14 protein-coding genes and 1 pseudogene are annotated in these 16,466 nt (G+C 73.0%); 6 read left to right on the forward strand and 9 right to left on the reverse strand.

Going from position 1 to position 16,466, the window contains the following annotated elements; genetic code table 11:
- The first annotated feature begins 69 nt into the window (after nt 1-69).
- Both ACGFR9_RS21985 and ACGFR9_RS21990 read left to right on the forward strand, forming a co-directional pair.
- Nucleotides 70-1,656, forward strand: coding sequence for an MDR family MFS transporter (locus tag ACGFR9_RS21985; RefSeq protein WP_393211177.1), 1,587 nt, complete (start codon nt 70-72; stop codon nt 1,654-1,656).
- Nucleotides 1,657-1,747: 91 nt separating this feature from the next.
- Nucleotides 1,748-2,085 (forward strand): annotated as a pseudogene (locus ACGFR9_RS21990) (helix-turn-helix transcriptional regulator); the annotation flags it as partial.
- A gap of 8 nt (nt 2,086-2,093) precedes the next feature.
- Here the strand turns inward: ACGFR9_RS21990 and cseC are convergent.
- The 5 genes from cseC to ACGFR9_RS22015 form a co-directional block, all read right to left on the reverse strand.
- Nucleotides 2,094-3,437, reverse strand: coding sequence for a two-component system sensor histidine kinase CseC (cseC, locus tag ACGFR9_RS21995; RefSeq protein ID WP_393211180.1), 1,344 nt, complete (start codon nt 3,435-3,437; stop codon nt 2,094-2,096).
- 9 nt (nt 3,438-3,446) lie between these two features.
- Nucleotides 3,447-4,145, reverse strand: coding sequence for a two-component system response regulator CseB (cseB, locus tag ACGFR9_RS22000; RefSeq protein ID WP_393211183.1), 699 nt, complete (start codon nt 4,143-4,145; stop codon nt 3,447-3,449).
- Between the two features lie 125 nt (nt 4,146-4,270).
- On the reverse strand, nt 4,271-4,927 hold the full coding sequence (locus ACGFR9_RS22005; RefSeq protein WP_393211186.1) for a hypothetical protein: 657 nt from the start codon (nt 4,925-4,927) through the stop codon (nt 4,271-4,273).
- A complete protein-coding gene (locus tag ACGFR9_RS22010) occupies nt 4,915-5,454 on the reverse strand; it encodes a SigE family RNA polymerase sigma factor (protein ID WP_030229299.1) in 540 nt (179 codons plus the stop codon). Before ACGFR9_RS22010 ends, ACGFR9_RS22005 begins: the two co-directional genes overlap by 13 nt.
- Before the next feature lie 306 nt (nt 5,455-5,760).
- Nucleotides 5,761-6,696, reverse strand: a complete 936-nt coding sequence (locus ACGFR9_RS22015; protein ID WP_393211189.1) for an A/G-specific adenine glycosylase — start codon at nt 6,694-6,696, stop codon at nt 5,761-5,763.
- Nucleotides 6,697-6,996: 300 nt separating this feature from the next.
- Here ACGFR9_RS22015 and ACGFR9_RS22020 point away from each other — a divergent pair, with 300 nt between their 5' ends.
- On the forward strand, nt 6,997-8,577 hold the full coding sequence (locus ACGFR9_RS22020) for a histidine kinase (RefSeq protein ID WP_393211192.1): 1,581 nt from the start codon (nt 6,997-6,999) through the stop codon (nt 8,575-8,577).
- Nucleotides 8,574-9,239 carry a response regulator gene (locus ACGFR9_RS22025; RefSeq protein WP_393211195.1) on the forward strand — a complete coding sequence of 222 codons (666 nt, stop codon included), beginning with the start codon at nt 8,574-8,576 and terminating at the stop codon, nt 9,237-9,239. The genes ACGFR9_RS22020 and ACGFR9_RS22025 overlap by 4 nt, the downstream gene beginning before the upstream one ends.
- Before the next feature lie 6 nt (nt 9,240-9,245).
- Here the strand turns inward: ACGFR9_RS22025 and ACGFR9_RS22030 are convergent, their stop codons facing one another.
- Nucleotides 9,246-9,899 (reverse strand): phosphatase PAP2 family protein, encoded by a 654-nt coding sequence (locus tag ACGFR9_RS22030; protein WP_393211198.1) that lies wholly within the window; start codon nt 9,897-9,899, stop codon nt 9,246-9,248.
- Between the two features lie 174 nt (nt 9,900-10,073).
- Here ACGFR9_RS22030 and ACGFR9_RS22035 point away from each other — a divergent pair, with 174 nt between their 5' ends.
- Complete coding sequence (locus ACGFR9_RS22035; protein WP_393211200.1) at nt 10,074-10,904, forward strand: hypothetical protein; 831 nt, start codon at nt 10,074-10,076, stop codon at nt 10,902-10,904.
- A gap of 103 nt (nt 10,905-11,007) precedes the next feature.
- Here the strand turns inward: ACGFR9_RS22035 and disA are convergent, their stop codons facing one another.
- Nucleotides 11,008-12,132: a DNA integrity scanning diadenylate cyclase DisA gene (disA, locus tag ACGFR9_RS22040; protein ID WP_393211203.1), complete on the reverse strand. Its 1,125-nt coding sequence runs from the start codon at nt 12,130-12,132 to the stop codon at nt 11,008-11,010.
- 69 nt (nt 12,133-12,201) lie between these two features.
- Entirely contained in the window at nt 12,202-13,611 is a 1,410-nt protein-coding gene (radA, locus tag ACGFR9_RS22045; RefSeq protein ID WP_030229282.1) for a DNA repair protein RadA, read from the reverse strand.
- Between the two features lie 197 nt (nt 13,612-13,808).
- On the opposite strand from radA, the gene ACGFR9_RS22050 reads away from it, so the two are divergent.
- Nucleotides 13,809-15,521: a hypothetical protein gene (locus ACGFR9_RS22050; RefSeq protein ID WP_393211207.1), complete on the forward strand. Its 1,713-nt coding sequence runs from the start codon at nt 13,809-13,811 to the stop codon at nt 15,519-15,521.
- Nucleotides 15,522-15,609: 88 nt separating this feature from the next.
- Here ACGFR9_RS22050 and ACGFR9_RS22055 read toward each other — a convergent pair whose 3' ends face one another.
- Nucleotides 15,610-16,359 (reverse strand): hypothetical protein, encoded by a 750-nt coding sequence (locus ACGFR9_RS22055; protein ID WP_393211275.1) that lies wholly within the window; start codon nt 16,357-16,359, stop codon nt 15,610-15,612.
- Nucleotides 16,360-16,466: the final 107 nt, after the last annotated feature.

Raw genomic sequence — 16,466 nt, forward strand, 5'->3', positions numbered from 1 at the left:
AGTGTAGTGAACTAGCCGGGCGGCAAGTAAGTAGCAGTGGTCACCACCGTGGCCGGGGGAGAAGGAATCATGGCGGACACACCAGCGGCGGGGGCCGTGGAGACGGACGGCGGCAAACAGCCGAGGAGCGTGCGGGTGGTCCTGCTCGCCCTCATGGTCGCGATGATGCTCGCGATGCTCGACAACATGATCATCGGTACGGCCATGCCGACGATCGTGGGCGAACTGGGCGGCCTGGAGCACCTGGCCTGGGTGGTCACCGCCTACACCCTGGCCACCGCGGCCTCCACCCCGGTCTGGGGGAAGCTCGGCGACATGTACGGGCGCAAGGCCACGTTCATGACGTCCATCGTGATCTTCCTGATCGGCTCCGCGCTCAGCGGTATGGCCCAGGACATGGGCCAGCTCATCGCCTTCCGCGCGGTGCAGGGTCTGGGCGCCGGCGGTCTGATGGTCGGCGTCATGGCGATCATCGGCGACCTCATCCCGCCCCGGGAGCGCGGCAAGTACCAGGGCATGATGGCCGCCGTGATGGCGCTGGCGATGATCGGCGGACCGCTGGTCGGCGGCACCATCACCGACAACTGGGGCTGGCGCTGGGCCTTCTACATCAACCTGCCGCTCGGCGCGATAGCGCTGGCCGCCGTCGGTGTCGTACTGCATCTGCCGAAGAAGCGGGCCAAGGCCGGTATCGACTACCTCGGAGTGGCGCTGCTGACCGTCGGCATCACCTCCATCGTGCTCGTCACGACCTGGGGCGGCACGGAGTACGCCTGGAGCTCCGCGCGGATCATGGAGCTGATCGGCCTCGGCGTGGCGTCCCTCGTGGGCTTCGTGTTCTGGCAGACCAAGGCCGCCGAACCGGTGCTTCCGCTGCACATCTTCCGCAGCCGCAACTTCACGCTGATGTCCGTCATCGGCTTCGTCGTCGGCTTCGTGATGTTCGGCGCGACGCTCTTCCTGCCGCTCTACCAGCAGGCCGTGCAGGGCGCCTCCGCCACCAACTCCGGTCTGCTGCTCCTGCCGATGCTCGGCGCGATGCTGGTGACCTCGATGGTCGCGGGCCGGGTGACCACCAACACCGGCCGGTACAAGATCTTCCCGCTGCTCGGCAGCGCGCTGATGATCGTCGGCCTGTATCTGCTGTCCACGATGGACACGGACACCACCCGCCTCACCTCCGGTGTCTTCATGGCCGTGGTCGGGCTCGGCATGGGCTGTCTGATGCAGATCACCATGCTGGTCGCGCAGAACAGCGTGGAGATGAAGGACATGGGTGTGGCGTCCTCGTCCACCACCCTGTTCCGTACCCTCGGCTCGTCCTTCGGCGTCGCGGTCATGGGCGCCCTGTTCAACAGCCGTGTCCAGGACGTCATGTCGGAGAAGGCAGGCGCGCTCGGCTCCCAGGCGACCGAGCAGTCCGCCCAGCTGGACGCCGCGAGTCTGGCGAAGCTGCCGGCGGCGGCCCGCGAGGCCTACCAGCACGCGGTGTCCTCGGGCACCCACTCGGCGTTCCTGCTGGGCGCGGTGATCGTGGTGTTCGCCCTGGTGGCGGCGGTCTTCGTGACGGAGGTCCCGCTGAAGGGCGCGGGCCCGAAGAAGGACGACACCGGTGACGGCGCACCGGCGGCGATGACGGTGAGCGAGCCCGTCTGACCCCGTTGGCTACGCGAGGAAGGCCCCCGCGAGCGGGGGCCTTCCTCGCGTAGCGGACCCGTTGTCGGACCCCCGTGCCACCATCGGTCACATGGACAGGACGCGGCAGCTGAGGCTGGCCAAGGACGCGATGGACCGGGACTGGGCCGACCCGGACCTCGACCTGGCCGCGATCGCCGCGCACGCCGGATATTCGCGCTTCCACTTCATACGCGCCTTCCGGGAGGTCTACGGCGAGACACCGGGTCAGTACCTCACGCACCGCCGGATCGAGCGCGCCAGGCCCTGCTGCGGACCGCGAACCTGTCGGTCACGGAGATCTGCCACGGGGTCGGCTTCAGCAGCCCGGGCACGTTCTCGGCACGGTTCAAGACCTTAGCCCCGCGAGGGCGGCCTCGACACGGACAGGGACTGGTCCTGCTGAACGGCGGCCGCCACTAGGCCAGTACGGGATAGCTCCCGGTGTTCGTCGGCGCGTGCTCGGGCAGCCACAGCACGGCGACCGCGCCCTCGGCCGGCGCGTCCTCCGGTGCTCCCGGCGGACGTACGTTGCGGAAGGTCAGCCGTGCGCCCAGCACCCGGGCCTGCCCCGCCGCGATGGTCAGGCCCAGCCCGTGACCGCGGCCGGCCCGGTCCGTGCTGCCGGTGCGGAAGCGGCTCGGCCCTTCGGCGAGCAGTCCCTCGGGGAAGCCGGACCCGTGGTCGCGGACCCGGACGACCCGGCCCTCGACGGTGACCTCGACGGGCGCCCTGCCGTGCCGGGCGGCGTTGGCGAGCAGGTTGAACAGCACGCGCTCCAGGCGCCGCGGGTCGGTGGTGACCTCCGACTCGTGCACCACGCGCACGGTGACGTCCGGGTTCTTCGTCGTCACCCGCCGGGCGACGAACTCGCCCAGCAGGATGTCCTGCAGTTCGGCCCGTTCGGAGGCGCTGTCCAGCCGGGCCACCTCCAGGACGTCCTCGACGAGGGTGCGCATCGCCTTGGCCCGGTCCAGCACCAGCTCGGTCGGCCGGCCCGGCGGCAGCAGCTCGGCGGCGGTGAGCAGTCCGGTCACGGGGGTGCGCAGTTCGTGCGCGATGTCGGCGGTCACCCGGCGCTCGGCCTCCAGGCGCTGTCGCAGCGCGTCCGCCATGGCGTCCACCGCGCTGGCCAGATCGTCGGTCTCGTCCCGCACCACCCCGCCGATCGCGTCCCGCACCCGGACGTCCGTGTCGCCCTTCGCGACCCGGCCCGCGGCCGTGGCCGCCTTCCGCAGCCGCCGCGACAGATGGCCCCCGATGAGCACCCCGAGCGCGCTGCCGCCCAGCACGACCGCGATGGACCCGATCACCAGCGCCTGGTCGAGATCCTTGAGGATGTCCGAACTGCGGTCCGTGAAACCGGAGTGCAGGGACATCACATGCCCGTTCTTCAGCGGCACCGCCGCCCAGACGTCCGGCGACCCGCCCGGCCGGTCCACCACATAGGTGGCCCGCCGGCCCGCCTCGGCCTTCTCCCGCAGCTCCGGCGGCAGCTCCGGGTCGTCGATCTTGGTGTTGGGGAAGTTCAGCCGCCCCGACAGCTCGTAGTTGCGCTGGGCGATCAGCACCCGTTCGTCCGCCAGGTCGCGCGCGTTGTCCAGCATCGACACCCGGGCCGCGTTGTGCACGACCAGGCTCAGCGCGACCGCCACCAGCGCCCCGACCAGCGCGATGGCCGCGCTGAGCTTCCACCGCAGCCCCGTACCTATGCCCACCCGGTCGACGCACGCCGCCACCAGCCGCCGGAGATACCCGCGCATCCGCTTCACTCAGGCCTTCAGCTTGTAGCCGAAGCCACGGACCGTCTCGATACGGTCCTGGCCGATCTTCGTACGCAGCCGCTGCACATGGACGTCGACGACCCGGGTGTCGCCGCCCCAGCCGTACTCCCACACCCGCTCCAGCAGCTTGTCGCGGGAGAGCACCGTGCCGGGCGCCGCCGAGAACTCCAGCAGCAGCCGCATCTCGGTCGGCGTCAGCGCCACCGGGTGTCCCGCGCGGCGTACCTCCATGCCGCCGGTGTCGACCTCGAGTTCGCCGAACGCCAGCACACCGCCGTCCCCCGGCCCCGCCGTGTCCTCCCGGCCGCCGTTCGCGCGCCCGAAGCGGCGCAGCACCGCGCGGATCCGCGCCACCAGCACGGCACTGTCGAACGGTTTCGTCACATAGTCGTCGGCGCCCGCCTCCAGCCCCAGCACCACGTCGATCGCGTCGGCCCGCGCCGACAGCATGATCACCGGCACCATCGACTCGTCCCGGATACGCCGGCACAGGCTGACCCCGTCGAGACCGGGCACCATGACGTCGAGCAGCGCGATGTCGGGACGGTCCGCGCGGAACGCCTCCAGGCCCGCCAGCCCGTCGGGCATCGCGGTGACCGCGAAGCCGTCCCGCTCCAGGGCGAGCTGGGTCGCCTCGCGGATGACGTCGTCGTCCTCCACGAACAGGACGTGGGTCTGGTCTGCCATCGCGGTGCTCTCAGTCCTCGTATGTTCTCGGTTCGGTGCGCGCGTGCGGTGCCCGTCCCCCACACGGACGCCGGGACCCGCGCCGGGGTTCACCCGTTCCCGCCGCCGCGCACCGGACGTCTGTCTCAGTCGCGGGGCACCGGTGACGGCTGCACGCCGTCCACCTGCCCGTAGTCGTTGTGCGTGCGGTACTTCTCGGTGAACCGGTCCGAGATCCAGCGGTACGTGATCACGTTCTCGCCGGACGCGCTCGACACCCGGTCGCCACGGTCGTACACCTGCTGGGACACCACCAGATCACCGCGGTCGATCTCGCCGTACACCGGGGGCTCCTCGGCCGAGAACACGTTCACGTACGCGCCGCCCTGCTCGCGGTACACATATGTGCCGACGCCGACCATGTCCCCGCAGGTCAGCACGTTGACGACGATGTCGTCGACGCCCCCCCGGGTGAGGTTGCCGTAACTCACGTCGACCGGGTACTCGTCGGCGACACACGGCTGCAGCTCCCGCTTGACCTCCGGCGAGACCGCCGGATCGGCCTTGATCAGCCGCACGGCGTCCACCCGGTCGGGGGTGCTCGACGGGGTGGACGACGCCGCCGCGGCGGGGGCGCTCGCCATCGAGTCCGCGTGCGCCGGGCCCTCGTCCCGCGCGCCGGTGCCGCCCGTGCCGCAGCCGGCGACGAACAGGACAGCGGCGGCGAGCACGGTCGTCGCCGTGATCGCCGCCCTGGCGGTGGTCCGGGCCCAGGTGGGCCCCGGGCCGGTCAGGCCGCGCAACGCTCCCGCTCCTCACGCTCCAGCGCGCGTGCGTCCAGATCGCGCGCCTCCAGCTCCTCGCGGAGCCGGGCGAGCGCCCGGTGCAGCGTGCTCTTGACCGTTCCGGCCGACATACCGAGGGCGGCGGCCGTCTCCTCCGTGGACATCTGCTCCCAGTGTCGCAGCACCACGACACTGCGCTGCTTCGGGGCGAGGACCTTCAGGATGTCCATCAGCAGGGCGCGGTCGGCGTGCTGCTCGGTGGAGTCGTCCACACAGGCGTCCGGAAGCTGCTCGGTGGGCACTTCCTCCAGCTTGCGGGCCCGCCACCACTCCGTCCGCGTGTTGATCATGACCCGGCGGAGGTAGGCGTCGGCCAGCCGCTTGTCCTCGATGGTCTCCCAGCGGCCGTACGTCCGGGCCAGCGCGGTCTGCAGCAGGTCCTGGGCGTCGACGGGGTCCGGGACCAGTCGGCGGGCGCTGCGCAGCAGCGCGTCCTGCCGGGTGCGGACGTACTCCTCGAACCCGAGCACCGCGCCCTGCGCCATGTCCTCAGCCATGGTGAACCGCCTCCCGCTCCCCGTACCCGCCCGCACACGCGGACCGGCGGTACCGCCTGTGTTGCCTTGTCGTGCCCTCGGCGAGCACGTGATCGACGGTACGAAGGCGTTGTCACGGCGTTGTCCGAGGAAGCCTGCGGGAAGCGCTCGGCTGTCCGTCGGTTGTGTAACGGAAGGAGGAACGGGGTAAAGCGGACCGCCGATCGGGCGTGTTACGGCGCGATATGTCCACCGATGCCGAAGGGGCGGCTGTGAAACGGCCGGGACGTGTGTGCTCCGGCCGTGTCCGGTGGGTCAGGTCTGCGGCAGCCGGTACAGACCGCCCTGCAGTGGCTCCACCAGCCCGTCCGCGACGAGCCCGTCCAGCGCGCGGGCCCGCTGCACCGGCTCGTGCCACACCCGGTCCAGCGCGCTCTGCGGCACCGGATTGTGCGCCTCCCGCAGCACGGCCAGCAGCCGCCCGCGGACCTGACGGTCCGTGCCCGCGTACGTCTGACCCCGGCGCGGCGGACCCTCGTGGGCCGGCTTGCCCGCCAGCCGCCAGGCACACTGCGCGGCGATCGGACAGCGCCCACACGTCTCGCTCTTCGCCGTGCACACCAGTGCGCCGAGCTCCATGGAGGCGGCGGCCCAGCGCGCGGCGGTCGGCGCGTCCTGGGGCAGCAGCGCGCGGGCCAGCCGGCGCTCGGCGGCGGTGGTGGCGTTCGGCGGGTACTGCGTACCGGTGACCGCGCGGGCGAACACCCGGCGCACGTTGGTGTCCAGCACCGCGTGCCGCTGCCCGTACGCGAACGACGCCACCGCCGCGGCCGTGTACTCCCCGATGCCGGGCAGCGCCAGCAGCTGGGCGTGGTCGGCCGGTACGTCGCCGCCGTGCCGTTCCGTTATGGCGACCGCGGCGCCGTGCAGCCGCAGCGCGCGGCGCGGGTAGCCGAGCCGGCCCCAGGCGCGGACCGCCTCGCCGGGCGCCTCCGCGGCGAGGTCTGCGGGGCGCGGCCAGCGGGCCAGCCACTGCTCGTAGACGGGCAGCACCCGGTTCACCGGGGTCTGCTGCAGCATGAACTCACTGACCATCACCCCCCAGGCACCGGCCTCCGGACGCCGCCACGGCAGATCCCGGGCGTGCTCGTCGAACCAGTCGATGACGGGGGAGTGCAGCGGCTCACCGGGAGCACGCTCGGACGCGGAATCGGTGGCGCCGCCGTACGGGGGCTTGGTGGGAGCAGTCATGACCCCCCGATCCTCCCATGCGGATGCCCACCCTCGGGGGGAGCGCCACGGCGGGGGCGGGGTGACGCCGTACCTGACGATCGGCGGTGGTGCGGTGCCTTCGGCGGGAGTGGCACGGCGGGGTCACCCGCGGGTGGGGGGCCGTTCCCGGCGATCGGCGGTGGGGAGGCTTCGCCGTCGGCGGCACGGCGCGGGTGCGGTGCCCTCGGTGGGGACGCCACGAAAGGGCTCCCGCGGGGTGACGCCGTACCTGACGATCGGCAGCGGTGCCGCAGCCCCCTCCGCTTGTAGCGTCCAGGCATGGAACGTGCCCGCCCCGTCATGCTCGGCAAGGACGTCCTGCTCTGGACGGCCCTCACCCTGCCCGCGGTCGGTGCCGACCGGGTCGGGCTGAACGAGCCGTACCCGCTCTGGCAGCAGCTCGCCGGACCGGCCGTGCTCGCCGCCGCGACCGCCCTGGCCCGCCGGCAGCCCCTGGCCGCCTTCGGGCTGACGGGGGCGCTGAGCCTCGCCCTCACGCCGGCGCTGTTCAGCGTCTCGTACGGCCTCGCCCTCGCCGTGTTCGCCCTGCTGCTCGGCCTGCGGTCGCCCCGAACGGCCCCCGCGGCGCTGTGCTTCGCCGCCGTCGCCTGCGCCGGCACCGCGAAGATCGCCCTCGTGGGTCCCGATCCGGTCCCCGAGTGGCTGGTCCTCATCGGCACCCTGCTCTTCATCTGTGTGCTGCCATGGCTCGGCGGCCGCTACTGGCGGCAGAGCCGCGCGCTCACGGCGGCGGGCTGGCTGCGGGCGGCCCGCCTGGAGGAGGAGCAGCGCCTTACCGGGGAACGCGCGCGGCTGCGCGAGCGGGCCAGGATCGCCCAGGACATGCACGACTCCCTGGGCCACGAACTGAGCCTGCTCGCCCTGCGCGCGGCCGCCCTCCAGGTCGCCCCCGACCTCCCCGCCCACCACCGGTCGGCCGCGGCGGACCTGCGCGCGGCCGCCGCCGACGCCACGGACCGGCTGCACCGCATCATCGGCGTCCTGCGTGAGGACGACGAACCCCTGCCGCTCGCCCCGGCCGGCGAGAACGTGGAACAACTCGTGGCACGCGCGGCGGGGTCCGGCCTCCCGGTTCGCTGGGAGACCGGCGCACCGCACACGGACCTGACCCCCGGCGGGGTCGCCGAGAGGCTGCTGCACCAAGTGACCAGGGAGGCGCTGACCAACGCGGCACGGCACGCGCCGGGCGCACCCGTCGTCGTGACGGTGACGGGGAACGAGAGACAGGGCGCGGCCGTCACCATCTTCAACGGACGTCCTGCCAAGGAGAGTTCCCCCGCCCCCGGTGGCGGTTCCGGACTGCCGGGACTGCGCGCCGCCGTCGCGGCGGTCGGCGGCGCCTTCGAGGCGGGCCCGCACGCGGACGGGTTCCGCGTCCGCGCGTACGTCCCCGCACGGGCGGCCACGGCACTCGCACCGCCCCGCCCGGCCTCCGCCCCCTTCACCCGCGCCCGCCGCCGCGTCGCCGCCGGCCTGGGTGCCGCCGCCGGCGCGGGCGTCGTCCTCGTCGGCGCCGCCGTCGGCTGGTACGCGTACACCGAGACGCACTCGGTGCTGGAACCCGCCGCCTACGCCCGACTGCGTCCGGGCACACCGGCCACGGAGGCCGAGCGGGTGCTGCCGGACCGGCACGTCCAGGACCCGCCGACGGAACGCGCCCCCACGCAGCCCGAGGGCACCGACTGCCGCTACTACCGCGCGAGCGGCGAGCTCTTCGTCTCCGTCGACCACTTCCGGCTGTGCTTCGACGACGAGGGCCGCCTGGCCGCCAAGAATGTGATCCCGCGTGCCGGACTGTCCGGCGAAGAGCGGGCCGAGTACGAGGAGTTCGCACCGTGATCCGGGTCCTGCTGGCCGACGACGAGGCGATGGTCCGGGCCGGGGTCCGCGCCATCCTGGCGAGCGGCGGTGAGAGCGAGGTCGTCGCCGAGGCCGGCGACGGACGCGAGGCCGTAGAACTGGCCCGTGCGCACCGCCCCGACGTGGCCCTCCTCGACATCCGCATGCCCCGGCTGGACGGACTCACGGCGGCCGAGGAGATTGTCCGGACCGTCCCCGGCACCGCCGTCGCCCTGCTGACCACGTTCTCCGAACAGGCCTACGTCGCCCGTGCCCTGTCCGCCGGCGCCACCGGCTTCCTCCTCAAATCCGGCGACCCCTACGAACTGATGGCGGGCGTACGGGCCGTGGCGGAGGGCGCCGCCTTCCTCTCCCCGAAGGTCGCCCGGTACGTCATCGAGGACCTCGGCAGGGGCGGTGCCGGCGGCCGGCTCGCGCGCGGGGAGCACGCACGCGCCCGCGTGGCGGTGCTGAGCCCGCGCGAACGCGAGGTGCTCGGCCTGGTCGGGGCGGGGCTGTCCAACCCGGAGATCGCCGCCCGACTGCACCTCGTCGAGGGGACGGTGAAGGCGTACGTCAGCGCCGTCCTCGACCGGCTCGGCGTGCGCAATCGCGTACAGGCGGCGATCGTCGCCTACGAGGCGGGCCTGGTCGCGGACTGAACCCGCTCAGGGCCGCCGGTGCGTGGCGTACGGCGGCACCGCGCGGGCGGCGGTTTCCGGGCCCGGCCCGGTGAACCACCGCGCGGGCGGCACCGACGACGCACGCATCGCGTCCGCGAGCCGCACCGCCGGACGTGTGGCCAGTCGTACGACCACGAAGGCACAGGCCGCCCCGAGCAGCAGGCCCACGGCCACGTCGTGCGGATAGTGCACGCCGACGAACACGCGGGAGAACGCCATGAGCAGGGCCAGTGGTGCCGTCAGCCATATGAGCAGGCGCCGGACCAGGACCAGTGCGAGGGCCGAGGCGCCCGCGATCGTGGCGTGGTTGCTCGGGAACGACCAGTCGCCGTGCGGCGGACAGTCCGCCAGCGACGGCGCGGCGCCGGTGACCGCCCGGCACGGACGCTCCTCCGTCACAACGGACTTGAGTATCTCGCTGCATACGTACGCCACAGCCGTGGCCAGAGGTGCAAGGGCCGCGATCGCGAACGCCCGGGTGTCCGCGTGCCGTGCCCGCCACCAGCAGGCCGCGAACAGCGCGACGAACACCAGCAGTCCGGCCTCCGTCCCGATCTCGGCCGTGTGCCGCACCCACGCGGGAGTGTCGTACGCGTGCTCGGTGATGTCGCGGTAGAGCCCGCTGTCCACGAAGTCCATGCTCACGGACGGTAGGCGAGACATGGATACGGTCACACCCCGCGATCGTCGTGTGCCGAACCTGACGAAAGACAGGGGTCACAAGGCCGTTACCAAGATGATGATCCGGAAAAGTTGGGTCCGGAGCGGCGGGTGGGACAAGTTAACGCGCCGATCTCTCGTACAGTTTGCGCCGTGGGATCTCTGCGCAATCCGGTCGGGCCGCTTCCCTCCACCATCTACTGGCGTCGGAGGGCCGTACTGCTGTCCGTACTGGCCCTGTTGGCGTTGTTGATCACGTGGATCGTCGTCTCCGGCGGTGGGGGCGGAAACGACCGCGACACCGGGGCCAACGGCAAGAATCCCGCGCCCTCCATCACTCCGGGACCGTCGAGTTCGGGACCGGCGATCAGTCAGGCACCGGGCGGGCGCGACGAGTCGGCGTCCGGTGGCTCCGACGGCGGCGCGGGCGCGTCGGACGGCTCGTCGTCCGGGACCGGTGACGACGGAGCCAACGGCGACCCCGCGGACTCCGGGGGCGGCACGGGCGGGGGTTCCGGGGGCGGTACGGCTGCGGGGGTCGGCGCGGGGGACGCTCTGCCGGCCGGTTCGGGCGCGTCACTGCCCAACTGCGCGGCGAGCGCGGTGAAGTTCAGCCTGCGCAGCTATCGCAACGCCTACGCGCCGGGGGAGACGCCCACGTTCCTGCTCACCGCGCGGAACATCTCCGGCGGCGACTGCAAGATCGATCTCGGGCCGGACAGCGCGGTGTTGACGATCACGCCGGCCAGTGGGGACGAGGCGTACTGGGCGTCGGACGACTGCCCGAAGGAGGAACGGAGCCTGGTGTTCCGGGTGCCGGCGGGGGACAGCATCACCTACACGGTGAAGTGGGACCGCAAGCCGAGCGTGCCGGAGTGCGCGACGCCGAAGGCGGGGGCGGCGAAGCCGGACACCTACCTGGTGGAGGCCAAGGCCCCGGGCTTCACGAAGGTACAGACGTCCTTCGTCCTGGAACGCGACTGACGCAGCCGGGTTGGGGGTGGGTTTCCCTCACCCGCGCTCGCAGGGTGCCGCTGCGCCCACCCGTGCCGCCATAGCGGCACGATTGCCCGCAGCGGCGGTCGGCTTATACGTACCGCTCGAGGATCGAGCTCTCCGCCAGCCGCGACAGCCCCTCGCGCACGCTCCGCGCCCGGGCCTCTCCGACCCCGTCCACCGTCTGCAGATCGTCCACGCTGGCAGCGAGCAGCTTCTGCAACCCCCCGAAGTGCTCCACCAGCCGATCGATGATCGCCCCCGGCAGCCGCGGCACCTTCGCCAGCAGCCGGAACCCGCGCGGCGACACCGCCGAGTCCAGCGTCTCCGGCGACCCGGTGTACCCAAGCGCCCGCGCCACCGTCGCCAGCTCCAGCAGCTCCGCGTGCGTGAGCACGTTCAGCTCGTGCAGCGCCTCGTCGACCGTGCGGGAGCGCTTGGCGGTGGGCTCGGGCACGTAGTCCCGCACGACCAGTTCACGCTCCGGCTCCACGCCCGCGATCAACTCGTCGAGCTGCAGGGCGAGGAGACGACCGTCGGTGCCCAGTTCGACCACGTATTCGGCGATTTCGGTGGCGATGCGGCGCACCATCTCCAGCCGCTGCGCGACCGCGGAGACGTCCCGCACGGTCACCAGGTCCTCGATCTCCAGCGCCGACAGCGTGCCCGCCACCTCGTCCAGGCGGAGCTTGTACCGCTCCAGCGTGGCGAGCGCCTGGTTGGCGCGGGAGAGGATCGCCGCAGAGTCCTCCAGGACCCGGCGGTGGCCGTCGACGTACAACGCGATCAGCCGCATCGACTGGGACACCGAGACGACGGGGAAGCCGACCTGCTTGGAGACGCGGTCGGCGGTGCGGTGCCGGGTGCCGGTCTCCTCGGTGGGGATCGTCGGGTCCGGCACCAGCTGGACACCGGCCCGCAGGATCTTGGACAGGTCGGACGACAGCACGATGCCACCGTCCAGCTTGCACAGCTCACGCAGCCGGGTCGCGGTGAACTCGACGTCCAGCACGAAGCCGCCGCTGCACAGCGTCTCGACGGTCTTGTCGAAACCGAGCACGATGAGCCCGCCCGTGTTGCCGCGGAGCACGCGCTCCAGGCCGTCGCGCAGGGCGGTACCGGGTGCCACGGCGCTCAGTGAGGCGCGCATCAGGCCCTCGGAACCGGCACTCCCACCGGACTTCCCGGGAGCTGCTGCCCGGTCGTTGGCTGCCACTGCACTCCTCCGGTCGCAGGTTCTGGCCGCCCCCGCGGTTCGTACGGACGGGCGAGACCTGGGCAAAGTCTACCGGCGGTCCTCCTCGTCCCGTGGGGCGTCTCGGCGACGGGAGCGCGGAAGGACCCGCAGCGCGTCACCTATGTCCGCCACTTCCAGCACCTTCATGCCCGGCGGGACCTTGCCCGGATCGCCCGGCACCAGGGCGTGCGTGAAGCCCAGGCGGTGCGCCTCGGCGAGCCTGCGCTGGACGCCCGTGACCCGTCTCACCTCGCCGGCGAGACCCACCTCGCCGATCGCGACGAGGTTCTTCGGCAGCGGGGTGTCGCTCGCCGCGGACGCCAGTGCGAGCGCCACGGCCAGATCGGCGGCCGGCTCGGAGAGCTTCACCCCGCCGACCGTCGCGGAGTAGATGTCCCGTTTGCCCAAGGCGCTGATCCGGCCGCGCTGTTCCAGCACCGCCAGCATCATCGACACGCGTGACGTCTCCAGGCCGGACGTGGTGCGCCGGGGAGAGGGGATCTGCGAGTCGACCGTGAGCGCCTGCACTTCGGCGACCAGGGGGCGGCGGCCCTCGAGGGTGACGGTCAGACAGGTCCCCGGGACCGGTTCGGCACGGCGGGTCAGGAAAAGTCCGCTCGGGTCCGCGAGGCCCGTGATGCCCTCGTCGTGCAGTTCGAAGCAGCCCACCTCGTCCGTCGTGCCGTAGCGGTTCTTGACGCCGCGCACCAGGCGCAGGCGGGCGTGCCGGTCGCCCTCGAAGTGCAGGACGACGTCCACCAGGTGCTCCAGCAGGCGCGGACCGGCGATGGCGCCGTCCTTGGTGACATGGCCCACCAGGAGGGTGGACATCCCGCGCTCCTTGGAGGCCCGGATCAGCGCGCCGGCCACCTCGCGGACCTGCGCCATGCCGCCCGGGGCGCCGTCGATCTCCGGGGACGCCACCGTCTGCACCGAGTCCATGATCAGCAGGGACGGCTTCACCGCGTCCAAGTGGCCGAGCACGGCGGACAGGTCCGTCTCGGCGGCGAGATACAGATGGTCGTCGATGGCGTGGATACGGTCGGCGCGCAGCCGGACCTGGCTCGCGGACTCCTCCCCGGTCACGTACAGCGTGCGGTGCTCGTCGCTCGCCGCCTTGGCCGCCACGTCCAGCAGCAGCGTGGACTTGCCGACACCCGGCTCGCCCGCGACCAGCACCACCGCGCCGGGCACCAGCCCGCCGCCGAGCACCCGGTCCAGCTCGGGCACACCCGTGGAACGGGCGGTGGCCTGGCGGCCGTCGACCTGGCCGATGGGCAGGGCGGAGGTGGTGACCCGCCCGGGCGTCGTCGTACGCACCGCGGGCGTGCCGTACTCCTCGATCGTCCCCCAGGCCTGGCACTCGGGGCAGCGACCGAGCCATTTGGCCGTCTGCCAGCCGCACTCGGTGCAGCGGTAGGACGGTCGGTCCTTGGAGCTCTTGGTACGGGCAGCCATGCGCAAAAGGTAACGGCACCCACTGACAACGGGAGATGCGCACCCTCGCCCGGTCCGGGTCGGCGGCCCCGGGGAGAGGGCAGCTCACAGGGCAGCGAAAGGTTCCTGTTCCCCGATAGAGGGATCGTTTCACCCGTACGGATTAAAAGCGCGCATCGCTCCGGTGGGCGCCGTCCCGGGCCCCCTACGGTCGCCGGATGACGAGCAGCGGCCCGGACACCTCGACCCGCACGACCGGAACCCACCGGACGCACCGGGAAGTGCGCGACCGCGGGGCCGCGCGCACGCTGGCGCAGCGGCCGGCCACCCGGTACGAGCCCCATCTGGACGGTCTGTTCACGTACTGCCTGTCCGTGCTCTGCGACCACGAGGCGGCGACCGCCGCCCTGGCCGACGTCCTCACCCTCGCGGAGCGCCGCGGGCGGCACGTCCCCGAGGAGCTGGGCAGCCGCAGGGCCTGGCTCTACGCCCTGGCCCGCTGGGCGTGTCTGCGCAAGCTCGCGGAGGCCCGGCAGCGACGGCAGGCCACCCACGCGGTGGGCCGCGCGGGCCGCGGGCGGCCGGCCAGGACCGTTCCGGCCCCGGCCGTCTCCGACGACGTCCTGGAGCAGCGCCGCCGTGAACTGGGCGAGCTGGCCTGGCCGGAGGCCGCCGGCACCACGCCCGAGCAGCGCGAGGCGCTCGAACTCTCCGTCCGCCACCGGCTCGCGGCCCACGAGGTGGCCTCCGTGCTCGGCATGCAGCCGGCCGCCACGCGTGCGCTGCTCGCCGCCGCGGCCTGCGAGGTGGAACGCACCCGCGCGGCGCTCGCCGTCGTCGAGACCGGCGCCTGCCCGGGAGTGGCACATCTCACCGGCGACCGCCGGCTCGTCCTCAGCGCCACCTTGCGCCGGGAGCTCGTCCGGCACGTCGACGACTGCCCGCGCTGCCGCCGTACCGCCGAGCGGGCCGTCCCCGGCCGCTGGCCAGGCACCAGCGTCACCCCGGCCGCGCTGCCCGTCCTCCAGGCGCCCGGCGCGGCCCTGCACGCCGCCATGGCGCACCAGTCACGCGCGCGCGGCGCCGCGCCCCGCTTCGACCGGCGCGGCTTCCCGATGGACGCCAAGGACCGCGTCGCCCGCAGGAACCGCATGCGCACGCGTGCCGTGACGACGACGGTCGTCGCCACCGTCCTCGCCGCACCGGTGCTCGCGCTGTGGGCCGCCTACCGCGGCACCCCCGTCGGCGAGGCCCAGGACGGCCGTTCGGCCTCCGCGCGGGAGGGCGGCGGACCCGTCGACCTCGACGGCGAGGGACCCGGCGGCTACGAGAACGCGGGCAACGCGAGCACGCGGCCCGGAGCCGGATTCGGTGCCTCCGGGGACCCGGACGTGTCCGTGGAGGTCGTCGGCGTCGCCGGAGCCGGGCGCGAGGGCACCGCCGCGATGGGCGTCACGGCCGACCACAGCGGCGACACCACGCTGATCACCCTGACCGCCACGGGCGCCCGGCCGGTCCGCTGGTCCGTGTCGACGGGAGCGTCCTGGCTCTACGCGAGCCGCTGGTCGGGAACGCTCGCGCCCGGCGAGTCGGTGACGGTCAGGGTGTACGTCGACCAGCTCCGCGAGCCGTCGGGTCACTGGACGGCGACCGTGACGATCGCGCCCTCCCGGGCGGCGGTGACCATCGAGGGCTACGGTCCCGTCCCCTCCGCGCCGACCGGCGGGTCACCCTCCGGCCACCCCGGTACGCCGAGCGGGCCTCCCGCGTCGTCGCCGGATCCGGAGCCGACGCCCACGCCCCCGCCCTCCGGGCCCTCGGAACCCGCACCGAGTGACCCGCCGACCTCCTCGGCCCCGGAGCCGACCGACCCGGAGGACCCGGTGCCACCGCCCGTCCCCGACGAGCCGTCGCCCCCGCCCACGCCCTGACGCCCCTACGCGGTCCCGCCCCCGGACCCCCGTGCGCGCCCACGCCGCGGAAGCGCGCATCGGCACAGCCCCGCACCCGGCGGACGCGTCAGGCCGGGTCCGCCGGGTGCGGGGCCAGGAGGGGGAGCTGGGAGGCCAGGCGGGCTTCGCACAGTTCGGTGAGGCGGTCGTAGCCCGCCTTGCCCATCAGTTCGGTCAGCTCCGCGCGGTAGGAGACGTACACCGGATCACCGGCGCCGTGCGCCGAGGTGGCCGACGTGCACCACCAGTGCAGGTCGTGGCCGCCGGGGCCCCAGCCCCGGCGGTCGTACTCACCGATCGACACCTGCAGCACGCGCGTGTCGTCGGGGCGGTCGATCCAGTCGTACGTCCGCCGCACCGGCAGCTGCCAGCACACGTCCGGCTTGGTCTCCAGCGGCTCCCGGCCCTCCTTGAGGGCGAGGATGTGCAGCGAGCAGCCCATGCCGCCCGCGAAGCCCGGCCGGTTCTGGAAGATGCACGAGCCCTGGAACGGGCGGGTCTGACGGTCTCCGTCCTCGTCCTCGGAGACCCAGCCGTTCCGCGTGCCCTCCGCGTGGTGCTGCCAGATGTCCGGCGTGAGCCTCGCCACATGCTCGGCGACCCGCTTCTCGTCGTCCTCGTCCGAGAAGTGGGCGCCCAGGGTGCAGCAGCCGTCGTCCGCGCGACCCGCCTGGATGCCCTGGCAGCCGCTGCCGAAGATGCAGGTCCAGCGAGAGGTCAGCCAGGTCAGATCGCAGCGGAAGACCTGCTCGTCGTCCGCCGGATCGGGAAACTCCACCCACGCGCGGGCGAAGTCGAGGCCCTGCTCGTCGTCCACCGGCGCCTTTCCCGGCGTCCGCGGGGCTGTCGGACGCGAAGAACCCTCGGCCGGTCCGGCCTTCTTGTCCTTCTTGGGTCGCTTGTCCGTCTTTTCGTCCTTCGCCT

The organism is Streptomyces sp. NPDC048584 (assembly GCF_043199595.1).
Lineage (GTDB): Bacteria > Actinomycetota > Actinomycetes > Streptomycetales > Streptomycetaceae > Streptomyces > Streptomyces edwardsiae.

Excerpts from the sequence above, each read along its gene's own strand:
- ACGFR9_RS21985 (WP_393211177.1), top strand. The coding sequence starts at position 70 with ATGGCGGACACACCAGCGGCGGGGGCCGTGGAGACGGACGGCGGCAAA.
- ACGFR9_RS22015 (WP_393211189.1), bottom strand. The coding sequence starts at position 6,696 with ATGACTGCTCCCACCAAGCCCCCGTACGGCGGCGCCACCGATTCCGCG.
- ACGFR9_RS22020 (WP_393211192.1), top strand. The coding sequence starts at position 6,997 with ATGGAACGTGCCCGCCCCGTCATGCTCGGCAAGGACGTCCTGCTCTGG.
- cseC (WP_393211180.1), bottom strand. The coding sequence starts at position 3,437 with ATGCGCGGGTATCTCCGGCGGCTGGTGGCGGCGTGCGTCGACCGGGTG.
- ACGFR9_RS22010 (WP_030229299.1), bottom strand. The coding sequence starts at position 5,454 with ATGGCGCAGGGCGCGGTGCTCGGGTTCGAGGAGTACGTCCGCACCCGG.
- cseB (WP_393211183.1), bottom strand. The coding sequence starts at position 4,145 with ATGGCAGACCAGACCCACGTCCTGTTCGTGGAGGACGACGACGTCATC.
- radA (WP_030229282.1), bottom strand. The coding sequence starts at position 13,611 with ATGGCTGCCCGTACCAAGAGCTCCAAGGACCGACCGTCCTACCGCTGC.
- ACGFR9_RS22050 (WP_393211207.1), top strand. The coding sequence starts at position 13,809 with ATGACGAGCAGCGGCCCGGACACCTCGACCCGCACGACCGGAACCCAC.
- ACGFR9_RS22030 (WP_393211198.1), bottom strand. The coding sequence starts at position 9,899 with ATGGACTTCGTGGACAGCGGGCTCTACCGCGACATCACCGAGCACGCG.